This is a genomic window from Gluconobacter sp. P1D12_c, assembly GCF_018812105.1.
Lineage (GTDB): Bacteria > Pseudomonadota > Alphaproteobacteria > Acetobacterales > Acetobacteraceae > Gluconobacter > Gluconobacter oxydans_A.
The window spans coordinates 132,853-148,539 of sequence record NZ_JACSIQ010000008.1; the positions used below are offsets into that span (position 1 = coordinate 132,853).

16 protein-coding genes are annotated in these 15,687 nt (G+C 57.9%); 9 read left to right on the forward strand and 7 right to left on the reverse strand.

The features are described from left to right. Window positions 1-70 precede the first annotated feature (70 nt). Window positions 71-352 carry a SelT/SelW/SelH family protein gene (locus KP705_RS10865; protein ID WP_046899997.1) on the forward strand — a complete coding sequence of 94 codons (282 nt, stop codon included), beginning with the start codon at window positions 71-73 and terminating at the stop codon, window positions 350-352. Here KP705_RS10865 and KP705_RS10870 read toward each other — a convergent pair. After that, window positions 337-867 (reverse strand): DinB family protein, encoded by a 531-nt coding sequence (locus KP705_RS10870; RefSeq protein ID WP_080951413.1) that lies wholly within the window; start codon window positions 865-867, stop codon window positions 337-339. The two genes, KP705_RS10865 and KP705_RS10870, sit on opposite strands and share 16 nt — an antisense overlap. 176 nt (window positions 868-1,043) lie before the next feature. Between KP705_RS10870 and KP705_RS10875 the strand changes: the two genes are divergently transcribed. Further along, on the forward strand, window positions 1,044-2,099 hold the full coding sequence (locus KP705_RS10875; protein ID WP_215764439.1) for an aromatic ring-hydroxylating dioxygenase subunit alpha: 1,056 nt from the start codon (window positions 1,044-1,046) through the stop codon (window positions 2,097-2,099). A gap of 53 nt (window positions 2,100-2,152) precedes the next feature. On the opposite strand, the gene KP705_RS10880 is transcribed toward KP705_RS10875, so the two are convergent. From KP705_RS10880 to KP705_RS10890, 3 genes are read right to left on the reverse strand one after another with little or no spacing between them, the layout of a single operon-like run. Beyond that, complete coding sequence (locus tag KP705_RS10880) at window positions 2,153-3,193, reverse strand: WD40 repeat domain-containing protein (RefSeq protein ID WP_046900000.1); 1,041 nt, start codon at window positions 3,191-3,193, stop codon at window positions 2,153-2,155. Continuing rightward, on the reverse strand, window positions 3,190-4,176 hold the full coding sequence (locus KP705_RS10885) for a GTP-binding protein (RefSeq protein WP_046900001.1): 987 nt from the start codon (window positions 4,174-4,176) through the stop codon (window positions 3,190-3,192). Before KP705_RS10885 ends, KP705_RS10880 begins: the two co-directional genes overlap by 4 nt. A gap of 21 nt (window positions 4,177-4,197) precedes the next feature. Then, on the reverse strand, window positions 4,198-5,496 hold the full coding sequence (locus KP705_RS10890; protein WP_235271718.1) for an O-antigen ligase: 1,299 nt from the start codon (window positions 5,494-5,496) through the stop codon (window positions 4,198-4,200). A 59-nt stretch (window positions 5,497-5,555) separates the two neighbouring features. Between KP705_RS10890 and KP705_RS10895 the strand changes: the two genes are divergently transcribed. Further along, window positions 5,556-6,554, forward strand: coding sequence for an aldo/keto reductase (locus tag KP705_RS10895; protein ID WP_046900003.1), 999 nt, complete (start codon window positions 5,556-5,558; stop codon window positions 6,552-6,554). Here the strand turns inward: KP705_RS10895 and KP705_RS10900 are convergent. After that, window positions 6,529-7,608 carry a glycosyltransferase family 4 protein gene (locus KP705_RS10900; RefSeq protein ID WP_215764442.1) on the reverse strand — a complete coding sequence of 360 codons (1,080 nt, stop codon included), beginning with the start codon at window positions 7,606-7,608 and terminating at the stop codon, window positions 6,529-6,531. The genes KP705_RS10895 and KP705_RS10900 overlap by 26 nt on opposite strands. 99 nt (window positions 7,609-7,707) lie before the next feature. Next, window positions 7,708-7,890, reverse strand: a complete 183-nt coding sequence (locus KP705_RS10905) for a hypothetical protein (RefSeq protein ID WP_046900004.1) — start codon at window positions 7,888-7,890, stop codon at window positions 7,708-7,710. A gap of 216 nt (window positions 7,891-8,106) precedes the next feature. Here KP705_RS10905 and mtnA point away from each other — a divergent pair, with 216 nt between their 5' ends. Together mtnA and KP705_RS10915 are read left to right on the forward strand one after the other, a co-directional pair. Continuing rightward, window positions 8,107-9,201 carry an S-methyl-5-thioribose-1-phosphate isomerase gene (mtnA, locus tag KP705_RS10910; protein ID WP_046900005.1) on the forward strand — a complete coding sequence of 365 codons (1,095 nt, stop codon included), beginning with the start codon at window positions 8,107-8,109 and terminating at the stop codon, window positions 9,199-9,201. 536 nt (window positions 9,202-9,737) lie between these two features. Continuing rightward, window positions 9,738-10,658: a DUF2272 domain-containing protein gene (locus KP705_RS10915; RefSeq protein WP_046900007.1), complete on the forward strand. Its 921-nt coding sequence runs from the start codon at window positions 9,738-9,740 to the stop codon at window positions 10,656-10,658. Here KP705_RS10915 and KP705_RS10920 read toward each other — a convergent pair. Beyond that, window positions 10,634-11,026 (reverse strand): rhodanese-like domain-containing protein, encoded by a 393-nt coding sequence (locus KP705_RS10920; RefSeq protein WP_174694771.1) that lies wholly within the window; start codon window positions 11,024-11,026, stop codon window positions 10,634-10,636. The genes KP705_RS10915 and KP705_RS10920 overlap by 25 nt on opposite strands. A gap of 58 nt (window positions 11,027-11,084) precedes the next feature. Between KP705_RS10920 and KP705_RS10925 the strand changes: the two genes are divergently transcribed. The 4 genes from KP705_RS10925 (at window position 11,085) to aroE (ending at window position 15,490) form a co-directional block, all read left to right on the forward strand. Next, complete coding sequence (locus tag KP705_RS10925; protein ID WP_046900009.1) at window positions 11,085-12,128, forward strand: cysteine synthase A; 1,044 nt, start codon at window positions 11,085-11,087, stop codon at window positions 12,126-12,128. Between the two features lie 60 nt (window positions 12,129-12,188). Further along, window positions 12,189-12,914, forward strand: coding sequence for a response regulator (locus tag KP705_RS10930; RefSeq protein WP_046900890.1), 726 nt, complete (start codon window positions 12,189-12,191; stop codon window positions 12,912-12,914). Window positions 12,915-12,916: 2 nt separating this feature from the next. Further along, window positions 12,917-14,515: an ATP-binding protein gene (locus tag KP705_RS10935; protein WP_046900010.1), complete on the forward strand. Its 1,599-nt coding sequence runs from the start codon at window positions 12,917-12,919 to the stop codon at window positions 14,513-14,515. Window positions 14,516-14,629: 114 nt separating this feature from the next. Next, on the forward strand, window positions 14,630-15,490 hold the full coding sequence (gene aroE, locus KP705_RS10940) for a shikimate dehydrogenase (protein ID WP_046900011.1): 861 nt from the start codon (window positions 14,630-14,632) through the stop codon (window positions 15,488-15,490). Window positions 15,491-15,687 lie beyond the last annotated feature (197 nt).

Genomic DNA, 15,687 nt, shown 5'->3' on the forward strand with positions numbered 1-15,687 from the left:
ATCTGACAGATGGCAGAGTTGCCGTGCTGTGCAATGATGCTCCTCAACGCCTCACCCCAGGAGAAAAGACATGTCCTCCACAGCACCGCGCGTCTCAATCCGATATTGCACGCAATGTAACTGGCTTCTGCGGTCTGGGTGGATGGCGCAGGAACTGCTCTCCACGTTCGGGCAGGCTCTCGGGGAAGTTGCCCTGATCCCTGATACCGGTGGGCGCTTTGAAATTCATGTGGATGACGTGCTCGTCTGGGAACGCAAACGCGACGGAGGATTTCCTGGCCCGAAAGAGCTCAAACAGCGTGTCAGGGATATCATCGCACCTGAGCAGGATCTTGGTCACACAGACCGCTGATACTCATCCCGGAGAAAGACCGTCAGGTCATTGGAGGGCCAGTTCTCCGGGATCTGCTTGAGCAGGTCGCCTACAAATCCCCGGTGGTAAGTGGCGTGATTGACGACATGAAGAATGATCTGCTCGCGGGTCATCACCCCAGGCTGGCCATCAACATATGTGAATGACATCGAACAGCTCAAATCATCCACGCTCCATTGCCTGACGGCATTCAGATACCACTGATGCATGGATTGCGTGGCCTGCCAGAGCGCTTCGAGATCGGGCACCTCATCGGTCTGACGTGACCGATACCCATGATCCTGACCCTGAAGATGATGGAGGAAAATATCGTCGACGACGTAGACATGGTTCAACGTGCCCAAAAGGGTGCTGAACGTTGTCTGCCGTGGCTTCACAATCTCCGATCGCGGTAGCTTGAGCAGAGCTTCGTATGTCAGCCTGTCAGCCCAGACGCGATATTCCAGGAACATGATGAGCGTCTGCAAATGAGGCGGCGAAGACAATCTGGGCATAAGGCACCTCATTCCGATATCGTTCCATATGTGCCGTATTTAGCCAATCGAGACAATTCAGTCAGCCTATAGTGTCTCATTATTAGAACGCTATAAGCATATTTATGCTATATCCGAGAACACCCTATCTATGAAATGATTTGCGAGATCCTTCTTCAGCCCGCGGGGACCCTTCCATGACCGCAGCCTGCGCCAGCCTTTCTCCCGCATCCGTTGACCTGCCACGGAACTGCACGTTCGAACCCGCAGACTGGCAGATCCTTGCCAAGTCCTGGTATCCGGTCGCCCTGTCCCGTGAACTCGGGGAGCGCCCGCTCGGGGCGGTGCTGTTGGATGCACCTCTCGTCATTTACCGCTCTGGAGATGATATCGTCGTTGCCGATGATCTGTGCCCTCATCGTGGGGTACCGCTAAGCATGGGCAATGGAAACGGCGAGACGATTGCCTGTGCCTATCATGGTTTCCGGTTTGGCCAGGATGGCCGTTGCGTGCGTGTCCCTGCCCATCCGGACAGCAAGATCCCGCCGAAGCTCCACCTGAAGACCTACCCTGTTGTAGAGCGGTTCGGCCTCATCTGGACGTGCCTGCGCCCTGAAGGAGAAATCAATCTCCCACCGATGCCGCATTGGGACGATCCAGCCTTCCAGCAGATCACCTGCCCGTCCATCGACATCAAGGGCTTCGCAGGACGTCAGGTCGAAGGCTTTATTGACGTGGCACATTTTGCCTTCGTCCACACCGAGACCTTTGCAGACCCTGAAAACCCGATCGTTCCATCCTATTCACCCAAGCTGACGAAAACGGGGTTCGAGGCTGAATACCGCAGCAACGTTTCCAATTTTCCACATGGGCTTCTGGGCGTTGAAGAGTTTGCGGACTTCGAATGGCTCCGGCATTTCCGGGTTTTCCTGCCCTTCACGGCAACGCTGGAAATCTACTTCCCGAACGACGGCAGGCTCGTCATCATGAATGCAGCCTCACCGGTTTCGGCTCGGGTGACACGCATGTTCGCGCCAATCTGCCGGAATTTCGATACGACCGGATCGGTTGAGGATGTTTACGAATTCAATCGCCGTGTCTTTGAAGAAGACCGTCAGATTGTTGAGGCGCAGAAGCCGGAAAACCTGCCGCTTGACCCCAACCTTGAGGCGCATGTGATGGCAGATCGCAGTTCCATCGCCTATCGCCGGGGCCTGCGTGGGATGGGGCTGAGCCACTTTTTTACAGCCTGAACGCAAAACAGGAGGCCCGAAGGCCTCCTTTTTATGACGGTCTGAACCGATGCTCAGCTTGCAGCAGACAAGTCCACAACACCAACTGTTCCATCTTCCGTTCCAAAGATGATAGCCCCGCCCTGCGGGGTAAAGGACACGGACGTCACCTTGCCACGGGCAGCTTTCTGACCTGAGCAGAGAGGCAGTACACGCTGGTCCCCACCCCCGATCTCAGCCAGAAGAACAGTTCCGTCTTCGTAGCCGGCCGCAATGATGTCTTCCTTCGGGTTGGGGCAAACAGCGCTGACAAACAGCCCCGGAAGACGGGCCAACTCGGACGGTGCCTTGCCCATCGGGCCGCCACCGAAGAACGGCCATAGCACAATGGCATCAGCACCCGACGTTGCAAGCCAGCGACCATTGCGTGTGAACGCCATGGAGCGCACCTGCTTCGGATAGCCGCTCATGCGCATGTTGTGCCCATCAGCCAGACGCCAGCCATGCAGATCATTCTCCTGCATGGACGTCACGAGAGCTTCCCCACCCGGATGAATGGCAATGCCAATATGGCTGCCTTTCCATTCGAACGGGCGCACCGTATCGACCTTGGCCTGCACGAACCAGACAGACGCACCGTTGTAATGCGAGGCCGCAACGCGCTTGCCCTTGGCATCAAAAACAATGCCCGTCACAGATGACGGATGATCCAGCTTCTTGAGCGTTGTCGTGCCTTCAGCCGCCCGGACTTCAAGCTCCCGGCCAGCTGAAAACGCGAAATGTGTAGTGGATGAGGCAATGCAATCGACCCAACGGCGCCCTTCGCTCAAAACCTCCGTCCGGCCGTCGGCATAAGTGCGGACAAGTTTTCCGTCCTCGCCGCCCGTCAGAAATGCATCCGGCAGGCTGTCCTGTGACAGGCACAACGCCCCCTCGTGAACCGAGAGAACCGTCCAGGCGCCAAGCGTATTCATCTTGTCGCGCGGAATGAGAATGATCTCACCGTCCGCCGTGGCAGCGGCCAAAGTCTTGCCATCACGTGACGACGCAACGCCGATGATCGGGCTTTCGAAGCGACGTTCTACGCCGCGATCTTCAATGATTTCCCGTGTCATTCCGCGATGCAGCTTTCAAACCCGCGACGAAGCTGCGGACGGTTCAGGTTACGACCGATGAAGACCAGACGGGAATCCCGGCTTTCCCCCTCACGGTAGGGGCCGATGAAATCACCATCTGCCATCATGTGCACGGCCTGAAACGCAAAGCGCTGATCTTCACCCTTGAAGTGCAGAATGCCTTTGGAGCGCAGGATATCACCGCCCTGCTCCTGCAGGATCGCACCAATCCAGGCCTGGAAGCGGCGCTGATCAATCAACTCCTTCACAGAGAGGGAAATGCTGACAATGCCCTCTTCATGGGAGTGATGATCGTTTTCCAGAAAATCCGGCATCGTGGACAGGGCACGCTGAAGGTCGAAGCCGCCACGATCCAGAATGTCCGTCAGCTTCACGCCGCCATGCTGGGCTTCGTGAATTTCAGCCACGGCATTGATCTGGCGAATGCGGGCAACGATTTCCTTGCGGCGCTCTTCATCGGCAAGGTCGATCTTGTTCAGAACGATCACATCCGCAAATGCGAGCTGACTGACGGCTTCCGGGCTTTCTTCCAGCGTCTGCATGATGTTGAAGGCATCAACAACTGTCACGACAGCATCAAGACGGGCCTTCTCGCGGATATTTTCATCCACGAAAAACGTCTGTGCGACAGGCGCCGGATCGGCAAGGCCTGTTGTCTCAACGATGATCCCATCAAAACGACCACGACGGCGCAACAGCCCACCGAGAATGCGGATCAGATCGCCACGCACGGTACAGCAGATGCAGCCGTTGTTCATTTCGAACACTTCCTCGTCGGCATCCACCACGAGGTCATTGTCCACGCCAAGCTCACCAAACTCATTGACGACCACGGCATATTTGCGGCCGTGCTCAGCAGTCAGGATATGATTAAGCAGGGTGGTTTTACCGGCGCCAAGAAAGCCGGTCAGAACAGTAACGGGAACGGTTCCGGTGCGTGCCGGATCACTGGTGCTGGACATGGGGGTGCCTCCGTAATCTGCTTACGATATAGGCCCGCGCGCCGTGTCTTGAAAGCCATTGCGATAGGCCAAACCCAGACCGAGCATCAGAAATCCCCATCCACCCAACGGCAGATTCATGAAATCTGAAGAGGACGCGATGGGCCATTCCTGAATGAAGACCGCGGCAAAAAGACCGATTGCAATGGCTGAACCCTGCCGTCCCGGCCAGAGCGCCTTGAGCCAGCAGGCCACCATCAGCACAAACAGGATCAGGCCCGGAATGCCGGCATTCACCAGAGCCTGAAGATAATGATTGTGCGGATGCTGAACACAGAGATCGCGCCAGCCTTTTTCTGGCGTTGCCATGGAAAGCCACGACAGACCGTGGAACGTCGCCGGGTCATCACAGTGATGGCGATAGGCGTCATAGCCCTGCCCCAGCAAAGGATGCTCCTGCGCCATCACCACAGCATGCGTGTAAATCTCGCCGTAAGGAGACTGGCTGAAATGCGTCAACTGCTGGCGGGCAAGGACAACGAGATGCGAGAAGCTGCCGGGCGACAGCGCACTTGCGGCAAAGATCAGAAGCGGCATCATCGCCGCCGCAACCAGCGCGGCTGGACGCATAGGCCGATACAGAAGCGCGCAGATGCCAATTCCGAACAGCGAAAGCGCGAACGGCATTCTCTGCCCCGCGAGAACCATGACTGCCACAGCAAGAACCGTCGCAGCACAGAGCCCCAGAGTGCGGGACCAACGACTTTTCCAACCCTCGATCAAAGTACAACCAAGCATCAGCATCGGCAGAATAAGGCGTGACAGTGGGGCAGCGGCACGGGGGTGCGTGTAAGGCCCCGTGAGAGTGCCATCATGGAAGCGCGGCACGCCAAACAGATTTCGTCCGAACGACGCCTGAACCATAATCTGGAATGCAATGTAAAGCCCGCATCCACACGTGACCCAGAGCGCTCTTCTGCGCCAGACGTCATCGCGTAATAGCCAGCAGCCCAGCGCTGCGGCAGCTAGCGGAAAGCGGATGGCCGCCAGAGACTGGCCCAGTGCCCCATGACCGGGCGAGACCCAGACTGTGCACAAAACCTGCCAGCCCCACCAACAGAAGGTCGCGATGACCCAGGGCTCTCTTGCCCAGTCCCATTGCCGCGTTCGTGCCGACTGCACCAACAGCAGAACGGCAAGAATATCGAGGTCTGCTTCCGCCAGCCCTCTGAGATGCGTGAGTGTCAGCGGCAGTAGAACAGCAAGCCACTGGCCGAGGCGGGTCAGGGAAAAAGAAGACAGGCGCATGGATATTGTGGATGGCGGGTTTCGACTTTCCATGCAACCACCTCCATCCGAATGCGCTTTTTTGAAACAGTCCCTTTCTTATGGAGACAGGCATGTCCTCAGACACCATTCTCATTCCCGGCATCGACACTCCGGTTTCCCGCGTGGCTCTCGGCACCTGGGCCATTGGCGGCTGGATGTGGGGCGGGCCGGACGATGAAAACGGCGTTCGCACCATCCATGCAGCTCTCGATGACGGCATCAATTTTATCGACACAGCACCCGTCTATGGCTTCGGGCACTCAGAAGAAGTTGTTGGCCGGGCACTGGCCGAAAAGCCCAACAAGGCTTTCGTCGCGACAAAGCTGGGCCTGAACTGGACGGATGACAAACCCGAAGACCGCAAGGTTTTCCGTGATTCCCGCCCTGCCCGCATCCGCAAGGAAGTGGAAGACTCCCTGCGCCGCCTGCGGGTCGAGACGATTGATCTCGAACAGATCCATTGGCCCGATGACAAGACGCCCATCGATGAAAGCGCACGCGAACTGCAGAAACTTCATCAGGAAGGCAAGATCCGGGCGCTCGGCGTGAGCAACTTCTCGCCGGAGCAGATGGATATTTTTCGCGAAGTTGCCCCACTTGCAACAATTCAGCCCCCGCTGAACCTGTTCGAACGCACCTGCGAAAAAGACATCCTGCCATACGCCAAGAAGAATAACGCCGTGGTGCTCGCTTATGGCGCGCTCTGCCGCGGACTTCTCTCTGGCAAGATGAACAAGGATACGAGCTTCCCGAAAGATGACCTGCGTTCAGGTGATCCGAAGTTCCAGAAGCCGAAATTCGAGAGCTATCTCGCCGCAGTCGAAGACTTCAAGGAGCTGGCCGCCAAGCGCGACAAGTCCGTTCTCGCCTTCGCCGTACGCTGGGTTCTGGATCAGGGGCCAGTCATCGCACTCTGGGGCGCACGCAAGCCTGAACAGGTCTCCGGTGTGAAGGATGTTTTCGGCTGGTCTCTGACCGACGAAGAAAAGAAGGCTGTGGACGAAATCCTGGCACGTCACGTCCCGGATGCGATTGACCCGACCTTCATGGGGCCGCCGAACCGCGACTGAAAGCAATGGCTGCCTGCCGCAACGCGACAAGACGCGCGCGGGCAGCCTCCAGACTGAACAGAGCAGCCCGCTCGCGGCCCTTATGGCCCAGCTCCGCTCTGAGTGCCGGGTTATCCATCAGTTGACCCAGCGCCGCCTCTAGCGCTCCGGAAGCATCCGGGGCCGCTAGCAGGGCCGCATCCCCGACTACATCCGGTAGCGCGCCAAATGGCGAGACGATCACAGCCGCCCCGCATGCCATGGCTTCCAGCGCCGTCATGCCAAATGGCTCCGGCCAGCGGCTTGGCACAACGACAACAGCCGCTTCCGTCATGGCTTCAAGAACATCCGGATGGGACCGATAGCCCGTCATCAGAACATCCGCCTGTGCCGCCTGAGGCCGCAGCCGAGTCAAAAACGGAGTTTCCGGTGAATCCGGGCCAAATCTGTCAGCGCCCATAATGACAGCTGTCCAGTCCGGATACTGGTGCCGAAGACTTGCCCAGGCTGAGACAAAAGCATCTACCCCCTTGTCGGCAACGACCCGCCCCGCGAACAGAACCTGTTTTTTCCGCGGGCGCTCAGCTGGCAATACGGACAGATCCACACAGTTCGGCTGAATTTCGACGCGTGGCAGCCTATCGCTGCCTTCTGCAAAACACGTCGCAACCCATTGGGACACAGCGCACACCAGCACCTTCGCGGCGAGCCGGGATCTTTCTTTCGCAGTTTTGGCGCCCCTCATGGAGCGCGGATCATTGTGCAGAATCAGCCGGACAGGAGCGACACGGGACAGCGCCATGGCCAGATCGGGCCTGTTATGAACCTCGATCAGATCGGGCCGGAAGTGTCGGGCTGCGCGAACGCAGGACAGCGCATAGCTCAGGCGTTGAGGGAGTGGCCATATGCCACGCTTCAGAGGAACAAATTTGCCGCCCGGCAGTGGCACGCCGGAGACAGCTCTGCCGATAATCCGATCATCACAAAAGGCCACGCGGCTGACGAGCAGGGAAATCGCGCCAGCGTGGCCCTCAGCATAAAGTTCACGCGGCGGCAGAACCGTCAGTACACGCAGAGACACTGCTCAGCCCTTTTCCAGATCCGGCCCGGCAGACAAGGGGCCGAGCGAGGATGAGGCTTAACAGCCTGAGGCAGAAGAGTGAAAGAGGCCTGCTCAGGAAGAAATCTGGCGCTTTTCCTGTTCAAGCTTCTGGCGGCGCACCACCTTACGATTCTCCCGTAGCAGACGGTATTTTTCCAGCGCCGTCATGTTGGCAGACCTGTTTTTTGTGGAAAGACGTGGCTGAGCGTCAGACGAGCGCACGGCTGTATTTCCGGGGTTCACGAGAGAGGCCATTATCTTTCCCTACAGCTAGAAAGAGAATCCAGACACGAAACGTAATACAATTCATACTACCGGTTTCTGAACACTCGCAAGGCAATATCCGCCCAACGCGCAATACGGCCCGGGGGTTTCCACTCTTGAGTTCGCGGAGTGTATCGCGCACATGCGCTATAAGACGTCTTTTCTGTTCCGCGCCCTGAATGCCGGAGCGTCTCCCAGGAGCATCCAATGAAGATCAATGGCATTGCCTATCGCAGCATCTGGCGCCCGTCTGACGACGCCAAAAGCATCCGCATTTTCGACCAGACCCGTTTTCCATGGGAAGTAGAGGTGCTTGAACTCCGCGACGTCGGCGCTGTCGCGCATGCAATCCGCAGCATGCAGGTTCGTGGTGCTCCGCTGATTGGTGCTGTCGCGGCCTATGGTCTGGTTTTTGCCGTTCAGAACGACGCATCCGATGCTGCGCTGGAAAAAGCGGCTGCTGATCTGATCGAAACACGCCCGACTGCCATCAACCTGCGCTGGGCCATTGAACGCATGGTGACGCGTCTGCGCGCGCTCACGCCAGCAGAGCGCGTTGAAGCCGGATATGTGGAAGCCGATGCGATCTGTGATGAAGACGTGCAGGTCAATGAGGCCATCGGCCGCCATGGACTGGACCTGATCCGCGAAATCTGGGAGCGCAAGGGGAAGACAGGCCGCGTCAATCTTCTCACGCACTGCAATGCCGGCTGGATTGCCACGGTAGACTGGGGAACGGCGCTTGCACCCATCTACATGGCGCACGACGAAGGCATCCCGGTGCATGTGTGGGTGGATGAGACACGCCCCCGCAATCAGGGCAGCCTACTCACGGCTTGGGAACTCGGCAGCCATGGTGTCGCGCATACCGTCATCGCGGATAATGCCGGCGGCCACTACATGCAGGCTGGCGATGTGGACATGGTCATCGTTGGTACGGACCGCGTAACGGCGCAGGGCGATGTGGCCAACAAGATTGGCACCTATCTCAAGGCGCTCGCAGCCAAAGACAATAACGTCCCGTTCTGGGTGGCACTCCCGTCGTCCACAATCGACTGGCGTGTTCGGGACGGCGTGAAGGAAATCCCGATTGAGGAGCGTAGCCAGAACGAAGTCCTGTTCATGACAGGTCTGACAGATAACGGCGCTCCGGGGCGCGTCCGTATTGCACCGGATAACAGCCCCGCCGCCAATCCGGCATTCGACGTAACACCAGCCCGTCTGGTGACCGGACTGATCACCGAGCGTGGCCGGTGCGATGCTTCCGAAGAAGGGCTGAAGACCCTTTTCCCGGACAACTGATACAGGCACATTGTAACCATTCGAATCGTTTGAAACGAATGGTTACATGTACGTCCTGCCCCACATTCCACCAGAGCGTGTCCTCCCGCCTGCCCCCTTGCGTCCCCACTCCCAAGTCTTTCGGACATTATTTATCGTCTATGCAGGTTTGAGTTCATGGCTCGTCAAATTGATACCTTTATTCCTCGCTGGTTTCATGATGGGCTGGGACCCAGAAGAGCATTAAAGTCTCGGCATGATTTCCTGGGCGTTGGGTCTCATGACCTATATCTGTCTTGCTCCAGTCATTTCGGTTGTTGCTCTGGTTTTCCTTCTCCTGTCCTTTCGAGCCGGTCCGGATAAGGCCAGAAGACGCCTAAAACATATATTTTTTCTTCTTATACCTTTTGCACCCGCCATTCTGATTGAAGGAGCCGTACGGTTCTTTCCTTCCGTTCTCTAAATAAACGGCCTCTCTTTCCCACATACGAGGCCCTGCCCTTGACGCTCCATCGCACTTGCCGTTCAAGATGCAGGTTCATCGAGCCAGCATGAGGATGATTGTGTCAGACTCGCATATTTTCTGGCGAACAGCTGCTACGGTCGCCCTGTTCGCACTGACCGGCTGCGCCAGTCAGAACAGTGTCCGTCCGTATCCGGCCCAGACTCCCAACGCACAGTATGCGAACGGCACAACAGGTCCGGTGGGCTACAACAGCCACGTTCCGGACTTTGCCAGCCGTAATTTTGAACCTTTCAACCGTCAGGACGTCGCAGCCATTGCCCTGCGGGAATGGCGCATGTTCGGTGCACCTGTAGCTGATGACGATCCGGAAGACCGACCGGAACCCACTGATCCTGCTCTAAAGCCGGAACGTATTCCCGGCTTGTGGCAGCGCGTGGGTGAATACTGGTGGATCGGCCAGGACCCGTATGAAACGGAAGCTGGCTGGACGGGCAAGACCGATGCGAACGGCACACGCTTCGACGCCGTGCATGACGGGCACTACGCCTGGTCGGCAGCGTTCATTTCCTACGTCATGCGTGTCGCAGGGGCGAATGATCGCTTCCCGTATTCACCCAACCACGCGACCTATATCAATGCAGCAGCAAGCGGCCAGTCCAGCGGTGTCAGCGCGCATGATCCGGGAAGCTACACCCCAAAGATCGGTGATCTGATCTGCGTGGGTCGCGGCCGCAGCAAGAGCGTGACGTTCTCGATGCTCCCGACATCTTACGGGTTCCCGGCTCATTGCGGCATCGTCACCGCCGTCAATCAGAATGACCAGCCTTTCGGTCATGAGCTGAGCATCGTTGGCGGTAATGTGGACGACGCCGTGTCCCTGACACATGTTCCCACGGATGCCAACGGCCGGATCGCTGATGGTTCAGGCCACAGCTACGACAGCCGCTATCCGTGGTGCGTCGTCCTTGAAGTTCGTTATGACGCCGATCAGGAACCTGACAGCGGCATGTGAACGAATGGCAGTCCCCCGGCGCGCCAGCCCGTGCCGGGGCCATGCTTGTCTTCGAAGCCGTCGACAATATTGCTTACATCCGCATATCCGGCATGCTCAGCCAGAAGCGCTGCATTATGGGAGCGCATTCCCGACCGGCACAGAAACAGGACGCGGCTGTTCTGATCAGGCACGGCATTCAGCAGTCCTTCCAGAAACATCTGTTCCAGACCCGGCTGCCACGTCAGACACACAACGGGCCTTGGCAGGGCAGAAGAATCGGGCAGGCCAATCTCCGCCCATTCCACAGGTGTCCGCACATCGACGAGGATGCTGTCGGCTTCATTTGCAAGCACGTCCCATGCCTGCTTTGCTGTCAGTACCTTCATGGCCTTCCTCATCCCTACAAAACGCGGTCTATAATTCCGTTAGCACAGGAGTGAACGTATGACTGACATCACCAGCCCACACCAGTCCGTTTCGGCAGGGTGGCAGAGCACCTCCTCCAGCATGACGGCCGCCATTGGTGGAACGCCGCTCATCCGTCTGAAGCGCGCCTCCGAAGAAACCGGCTGTAACATCTACGGCAAGGCGGAGTTCATGAACCCCGGCGGGTCTGTCAAAGACCGTGCAGCACTTGCCATCATCGAAGATGCTTTCCGCACTGGCGCTCTCAAGCCCGGCGGAACCGTTGTCGAAGGAACGGCTGGCAATACTGGCATCGGACTGACGCTGGTGGCGCAGGCCATGGGCTGCAAGGCGATCATCGTCGTGCCGGAAACCCAGAGCCGCGAAAAGCTCGACTTTCTACGCATGATCGGCGCAGACCTGCGACTGGTCCCCGCCAAGCCCTTCCGTGACCCAGGCAACTACGTCCATGTGTCGCGTCGTCTGGCGGAAGAAACGGGTGCTTTCTGGGCTAACCAGTTCGACAATACTGCCAACCGCGAAGGCCATCGCACCACGACAGCCGTCGAAATCTGGAACCAGACGGGCGGAAAAGTTGATGCCTTCACCTGCGCCTGCGGCACCGGCGGCACTCTGGCAGGCATCGGAATGGGCCTGCGGGAACAGGCTGCGGCGGCAGGCAAGACGGCCCCGAAAATCGTACTAGCTGATCCGGAAGGTTCCGCACTCTATGGCTGGGTGAAATCCAACGATCTGACCATCAGCGGCGGCTCCATCACGGAAGGCATTGGCCAGGGGCGTGTCACAGCCAACCTTGAGGGCTGCGCACCTGATGATGCGGAGCGAATTGCAGACCCGGAAGCGCTGGAGCAGATCTTTGCCCTGACGGCAGAAGAAGGCCTGTCCGTAGGTGGTTCGTCAGGCATCAATGTTGCAGCAGCTATCCGAACTGCAAGGAAGCTTGGTCCTGGACATACGATTGTTACAATCCTGTGCGATGGAGGGGCAAGGTATCAGTCCAAGCTGTTCAACCCTGAGTTCCTTCGTGCGAAAAACCTCCCGGTTCCCTCCTGGCTGGCGTAAGCACGAAAGTGGCGCGGCGGACCTGAACCGCGCCACAAGCCGATGGAAGGTAACATCATCATGGGTACAGAAACCCTTCCCCATCTTCTGGTCGTCGATGATGACCGTGAAATCCGGGAGCTTCTGAGCAAGTTCCTCGAACGGAACCACTTTCGCGTCACGGCTGCGCGCGATGGTCGTGAAGCCCGAAAAGCCTGGGCCAATGGTCATTACCAGCTTGTGGTTCTGGACCTGATGCTTCCGGGCGAAAGCGGCCTTGAAGTCGCACGCTGGCTGCGCACCCAGGATAATGTCCCCATCATCATGCTGACGGCCATGAGCGATGAAACCGACCGGATTATCGGGCTGGAGTTTGGCGCAGATGATTACGTCGCCAAGCCGTTCAATCCCCGCGAACTCCTCGCCCGCATTCGCGCAGTTCTGCGCCGGACGGTTGATGCGTCCGAAAAGCGCCAGGCCACAGATACCCGCAAGATTATGTTTGCCGGCTGGTGCCTCGATCCGGTCCGCCGCCGTCTGCTCAACCCGGATGGAGCAGAAATCTCCCTGACGGGTGGCGAATATGACCTTCTGATCGCGTTGCTGGAACGCGCCAACCGCGTCCTGACCCGGGACATGCTGCTTGAGCTGCTTCGCGGCCGTCAGGCTGGACCGTTCGACCGTGCCATTGACGTCGCCATCAGCCGCCTGCGTCGCAAACTGGAAGATGACGGCCGGAATGCACAGGTCATCAAGACCGTGCGTGGCGGCGGTTATGTTCTTGCAGCAGAAGTCGAACGCGTCTGACCGTGCGCTTTTTTCCCAGTTCCCTTGTCGCCCGCACCAGCCTGCTCCTGATTGTCGGGCTGGGCGTTATTGAACTTGCGGGACTGGGGATCCACGCGCTTGACCGCCTTGATTTGGCTGAACGCAGCCAGATGCATGACTATCAGATCCAGGTCTTTTCCATTTACCGCACGATTGCGGAAACGAAGGCGGAAGATCGCAAGAACGCCATAGACGACCTGCACATCCCGTCGAACACAACAGTTCTGCTGCTTCCGACGCCGGATCAGGAAATCCATAGCCACAAAATCCCGCTCCCCTTTTTCGCATCCGGGGGGCTCTCTCAGGGACGGTTTCATACACCGCCGCCGGGCTTCGGTCCGGGCGGGGCTCCGTTTGGTCCAGGAGGGATGATTGAGCCGAGCCTTCCGGGAGCAACCCCGCCGGGTGAAGAACATCCGTCTGGCGCTCCGGAACACGGCCCTTTCCCTGACGAACGTAATTTTGAGCGTCCTCGCGAAGGCAGCCCCGAAGGATGGTACGGGCCGAGACTTGGTGGCCGTGAAGGATATCGGGAAATCCCGCCTTTCATGCGCGGATCGTTCCTGCCTTCATCCCTTTACCCACTGGAAGTCTGGGCCGGGCAGGAACTTCGCACATATTCCACATCGATGCTGTTGCCGGATGGTCAGTGTTGGCTTGTCATCCGTTACGTCATGCCGTTGCCCAACCCCTTCGAAGCGCCGACATTCATCATTGCATTCCTGATGATGTCCCTCTTCGGAGGCGCCTTGATCCTCTGGGCCACACGTCGTCTGATCGCCCCCGTCACGACGCTGGCCACCGCTGCCGAAGCGCTGGGCCGGGACGTGAACAGCTCAACGGTCCTTCCTGAAAATGGCCCATCGGAAATTCGTCGGGCGGCTATCGCCTTTAATACGATGTCCATGCGGATCCGTCGCTTCGTCTCGGATCGAACGCTCATGCTCACGGCGATCGGGCATGATCTGCGCACACCAATCACACGACTGAAGCTGCGCGCCGAATTCATTGACGATGACGAACTGCGCAACAAGATTCTAGCGGATCTTGATGAAATGGAGGCCATGGTGGCCGCCACACTGGCTTTCGGTCGTGACAGCGCCTCTAACGAACAGGTTGTCTTCCTTGATCTGCGCACCCTGCTGCAAACCATCATGGATGAAGCAGCCGAAAGCCATCCAGATCAGGCAGACGCGCTTGTCTATGAGTTGCCGATGCAACCAGTCCGCATTCAGGCACGGTCCGTGGCACTGAAGCGCGCTCTGAACAATCTCATTCTCAATTCTCTGAAGTATGGTGGAAGTGCGCATGTCACGCTCATTCCACCGACAAAAAAGAAAGAAAAAGATCGCACTGCCTGCATCATCATTGAGGACAATGGCCCCGGCCTTCCCGAGAGCGAGCTTGAACGGGTTTTCGAACCTTTTGTGCGGATCGAAACCAGCCGCAACCGTGAAACAGGTGGCACCGGCCTAGGACTTTCCATCGCTCGGACAATCCTGCGGGCACAGGGGGGCGACGTGCGCCTTCAGAACCGTGGCGAAGGCGGCCTGCGGACGATCATCACACTGGCGGCGTAAGCCCCTCTCCTCATCACTTCTCTGCCATCCATAGCCTGAACCGCTCAAAGGCGGTTCCAATCTGTTCAGCATGTCTTTCTATGTCAGGGACGCCTCAACACAGGAGAGCCAGACATGAGTGACCAGAACTTCCGCAGCATTCTGACAGGATCATTTTCGACACCATGCGCAGATAATCCAACCGTCGCTATGATCGAAGCCGCATACATCCATGAAGGGCTGAACGCGCGTTACATCAACTGTGACGTCAAGGCAGACAATCTCGCTGACGCCGTTAAAGGTGCCAAAGCCATGGAATGGGTGGGGTTCAACTGTTCCCTGCCCCATAAGGTCGCAGTTCTGGAACATCTTGATGCTTTGGATGAGTCGGCAAAACTGATCGGTGCGGTTAATTGCGTCGCCATCAAAGACGGGCGCCTGACGGGCCATAACACGGACGGCAAGGGGTTTCTGGCCTCCTTGAAAGAAATCACAGATCCAGCCGGAAAACGCGTTCTCCTTCTTGGCGCAGGTGGAGCTGCCCGTGCGATTGCCGTTGAACTGGCACTGGCCGGCGCCGCCCATCTCACCATCGTCAATCGTGACGTCAAGAAAGCCGAGACCATGGCTGCACTCGTGCGTGACAACTCAAGCGCAGATGCCGAAGCCAAACCCTGGGAAGGCGACGTTTCCGTTCCCGAAGGCACAGATATCGTTATCAATGCCACATCCATCGGCCTTGGTGATCTGGAGGCGATTCCTCCAGTGAACATCAAAAGCCTGACCAAAGGACAGATTGTTGCGGACGTCATTCCCAACCCACCGCAAACACGCTTCCTTCAGGAAGCCCACGCGCAAGGCTGCACAACCCTCGATGGCTTGGGAATGCTGGTCAACCAAGGCCTGATTGGTGTTGAGATCTGGCTGGGCAAAACGCTCGATGGAGACGTGATGGCGCAGACACTGGAAGAAATTTTTGAATCATCCGGAGACTGAACTCCGAGGCCCCTCCGTCTGGAACACAGACGGAGGGTTTTATATTTTGCCTAGCACTACTTTGGCAGAATAGAGTTAGGATGTCTTTTGAGTGTCCATCCGCAATGAGGGCATTGTGTCGGGGGTGAACGAGACATGCGGTCAAGGATGGCCTGGCGCACTGCTGGCAGACTGGGTTGCGGTGGCGGCCCGAAGGC

What these genes read in the sequence shown, in the direction of transcription:
- KP705_RS10865 (WP_046899997.1), top strand. Translation starts at nt 71, where the DNA reads ATGTCCTCCACAGCACCGCGCGTCTCAATCCGATATTGCACGCAATGT.
- KP705_RS10870 (WP_080951413.1), bottom strand. Translation starts at nt 867, where the DNA reads ATGCCCAGATTGTCTTCGCCGCCTCATTTGCAGACGCTCATCATGTTC.
- KP705_RS10875 (WP_215764439.1), top strand. Translation starts at nt 1,044, where the DNA reads ATGACCGCAGCCTGCGCCAGCCTTTCTCCCGCATCCGTTGACCTGCCA.
- KP705_RS10880 (WP_046900000.1), bottom strand. Translation starts at nt 3,193, where the DNA reads ATGACACGGGAAATCATTGAAGATCGCGGCGTAGAACGTCGCTTCGAA.
- KP705_RS10885 (WP_046900001.1), bottom strand. Translation starts at nt 4,176, where the DNA reads ATGTCCAGCACCAGTGATCCGGCACGCACCGGAACCGTTCCCGTTACT.
- KP705_RS10890 (WP_235271718.1), bottom strand. Translation starts at nt 5,496, where the DNA reads ATGGAAAGTCGAAACCCGCCATCCACAATATCCATGCGCCTGTCTTCT.
- KP705_RS10895 (WP_046900003.1), top strand. Translation starts at nt 5,556, where the DNA reads ATGTCCTCAGACACCATTCTCATTCCCGGCATCGACACTCCGGTTTCC.
- KP705_RS10905 (WP_046900004.1), bottom strand. Translation starts at nt 7,890, where the DNA reads ATGGCCTCTCTCGTGAACCCCGGAAATACAGCCGTGCGCTCGTCTGAC.
- mtnA (WP_046900005.1), top strand. Translation starts at nt 8,107, where the DNA reads ATGAAGATCAATGGCATTGCCTATCGCAGCATCTGGCGCCCGTCTGAC.
- KP705_RS10915 (WP_046900007.1), top strand. Translation starts at nt 9,738, where the DNA reads ATGATTGTGTCAGACTCGCATATTTTCTGGCGAACAGCTGCTACGGTC.
- KP705_RS10920 (WP_174694771.1), bottom strand. Translation starts at nt 11,026, where the DNA reads ATGAAGGTACTGACAGCAAAGCAGGCATGGGACGTGCTTGCAAATGAA.
- KP705_RS10925 (WP_046900009.1), top strand. Translation starts at nt 11,085, where the DNA reads ATGACTGACATCACCAGCCCACACCAGTCCGTTTCGGCAGGGTGGCAG.
- KP705_RS10930 (WP_046900890.1), top strand. Translation starts at nt 12,189, where the DNA reads ATGGGTACAGAAACCCTTCCCCATCTTCTGGTCGTCGATGATGACCGT.
- aroE (WP_046900011.1), top strand. Translation starts at nt 14,630, where the DNA reads ATGAGTGACCAGAACTTCCGCAGCATTCTGACAGGATCATTTTCGACA.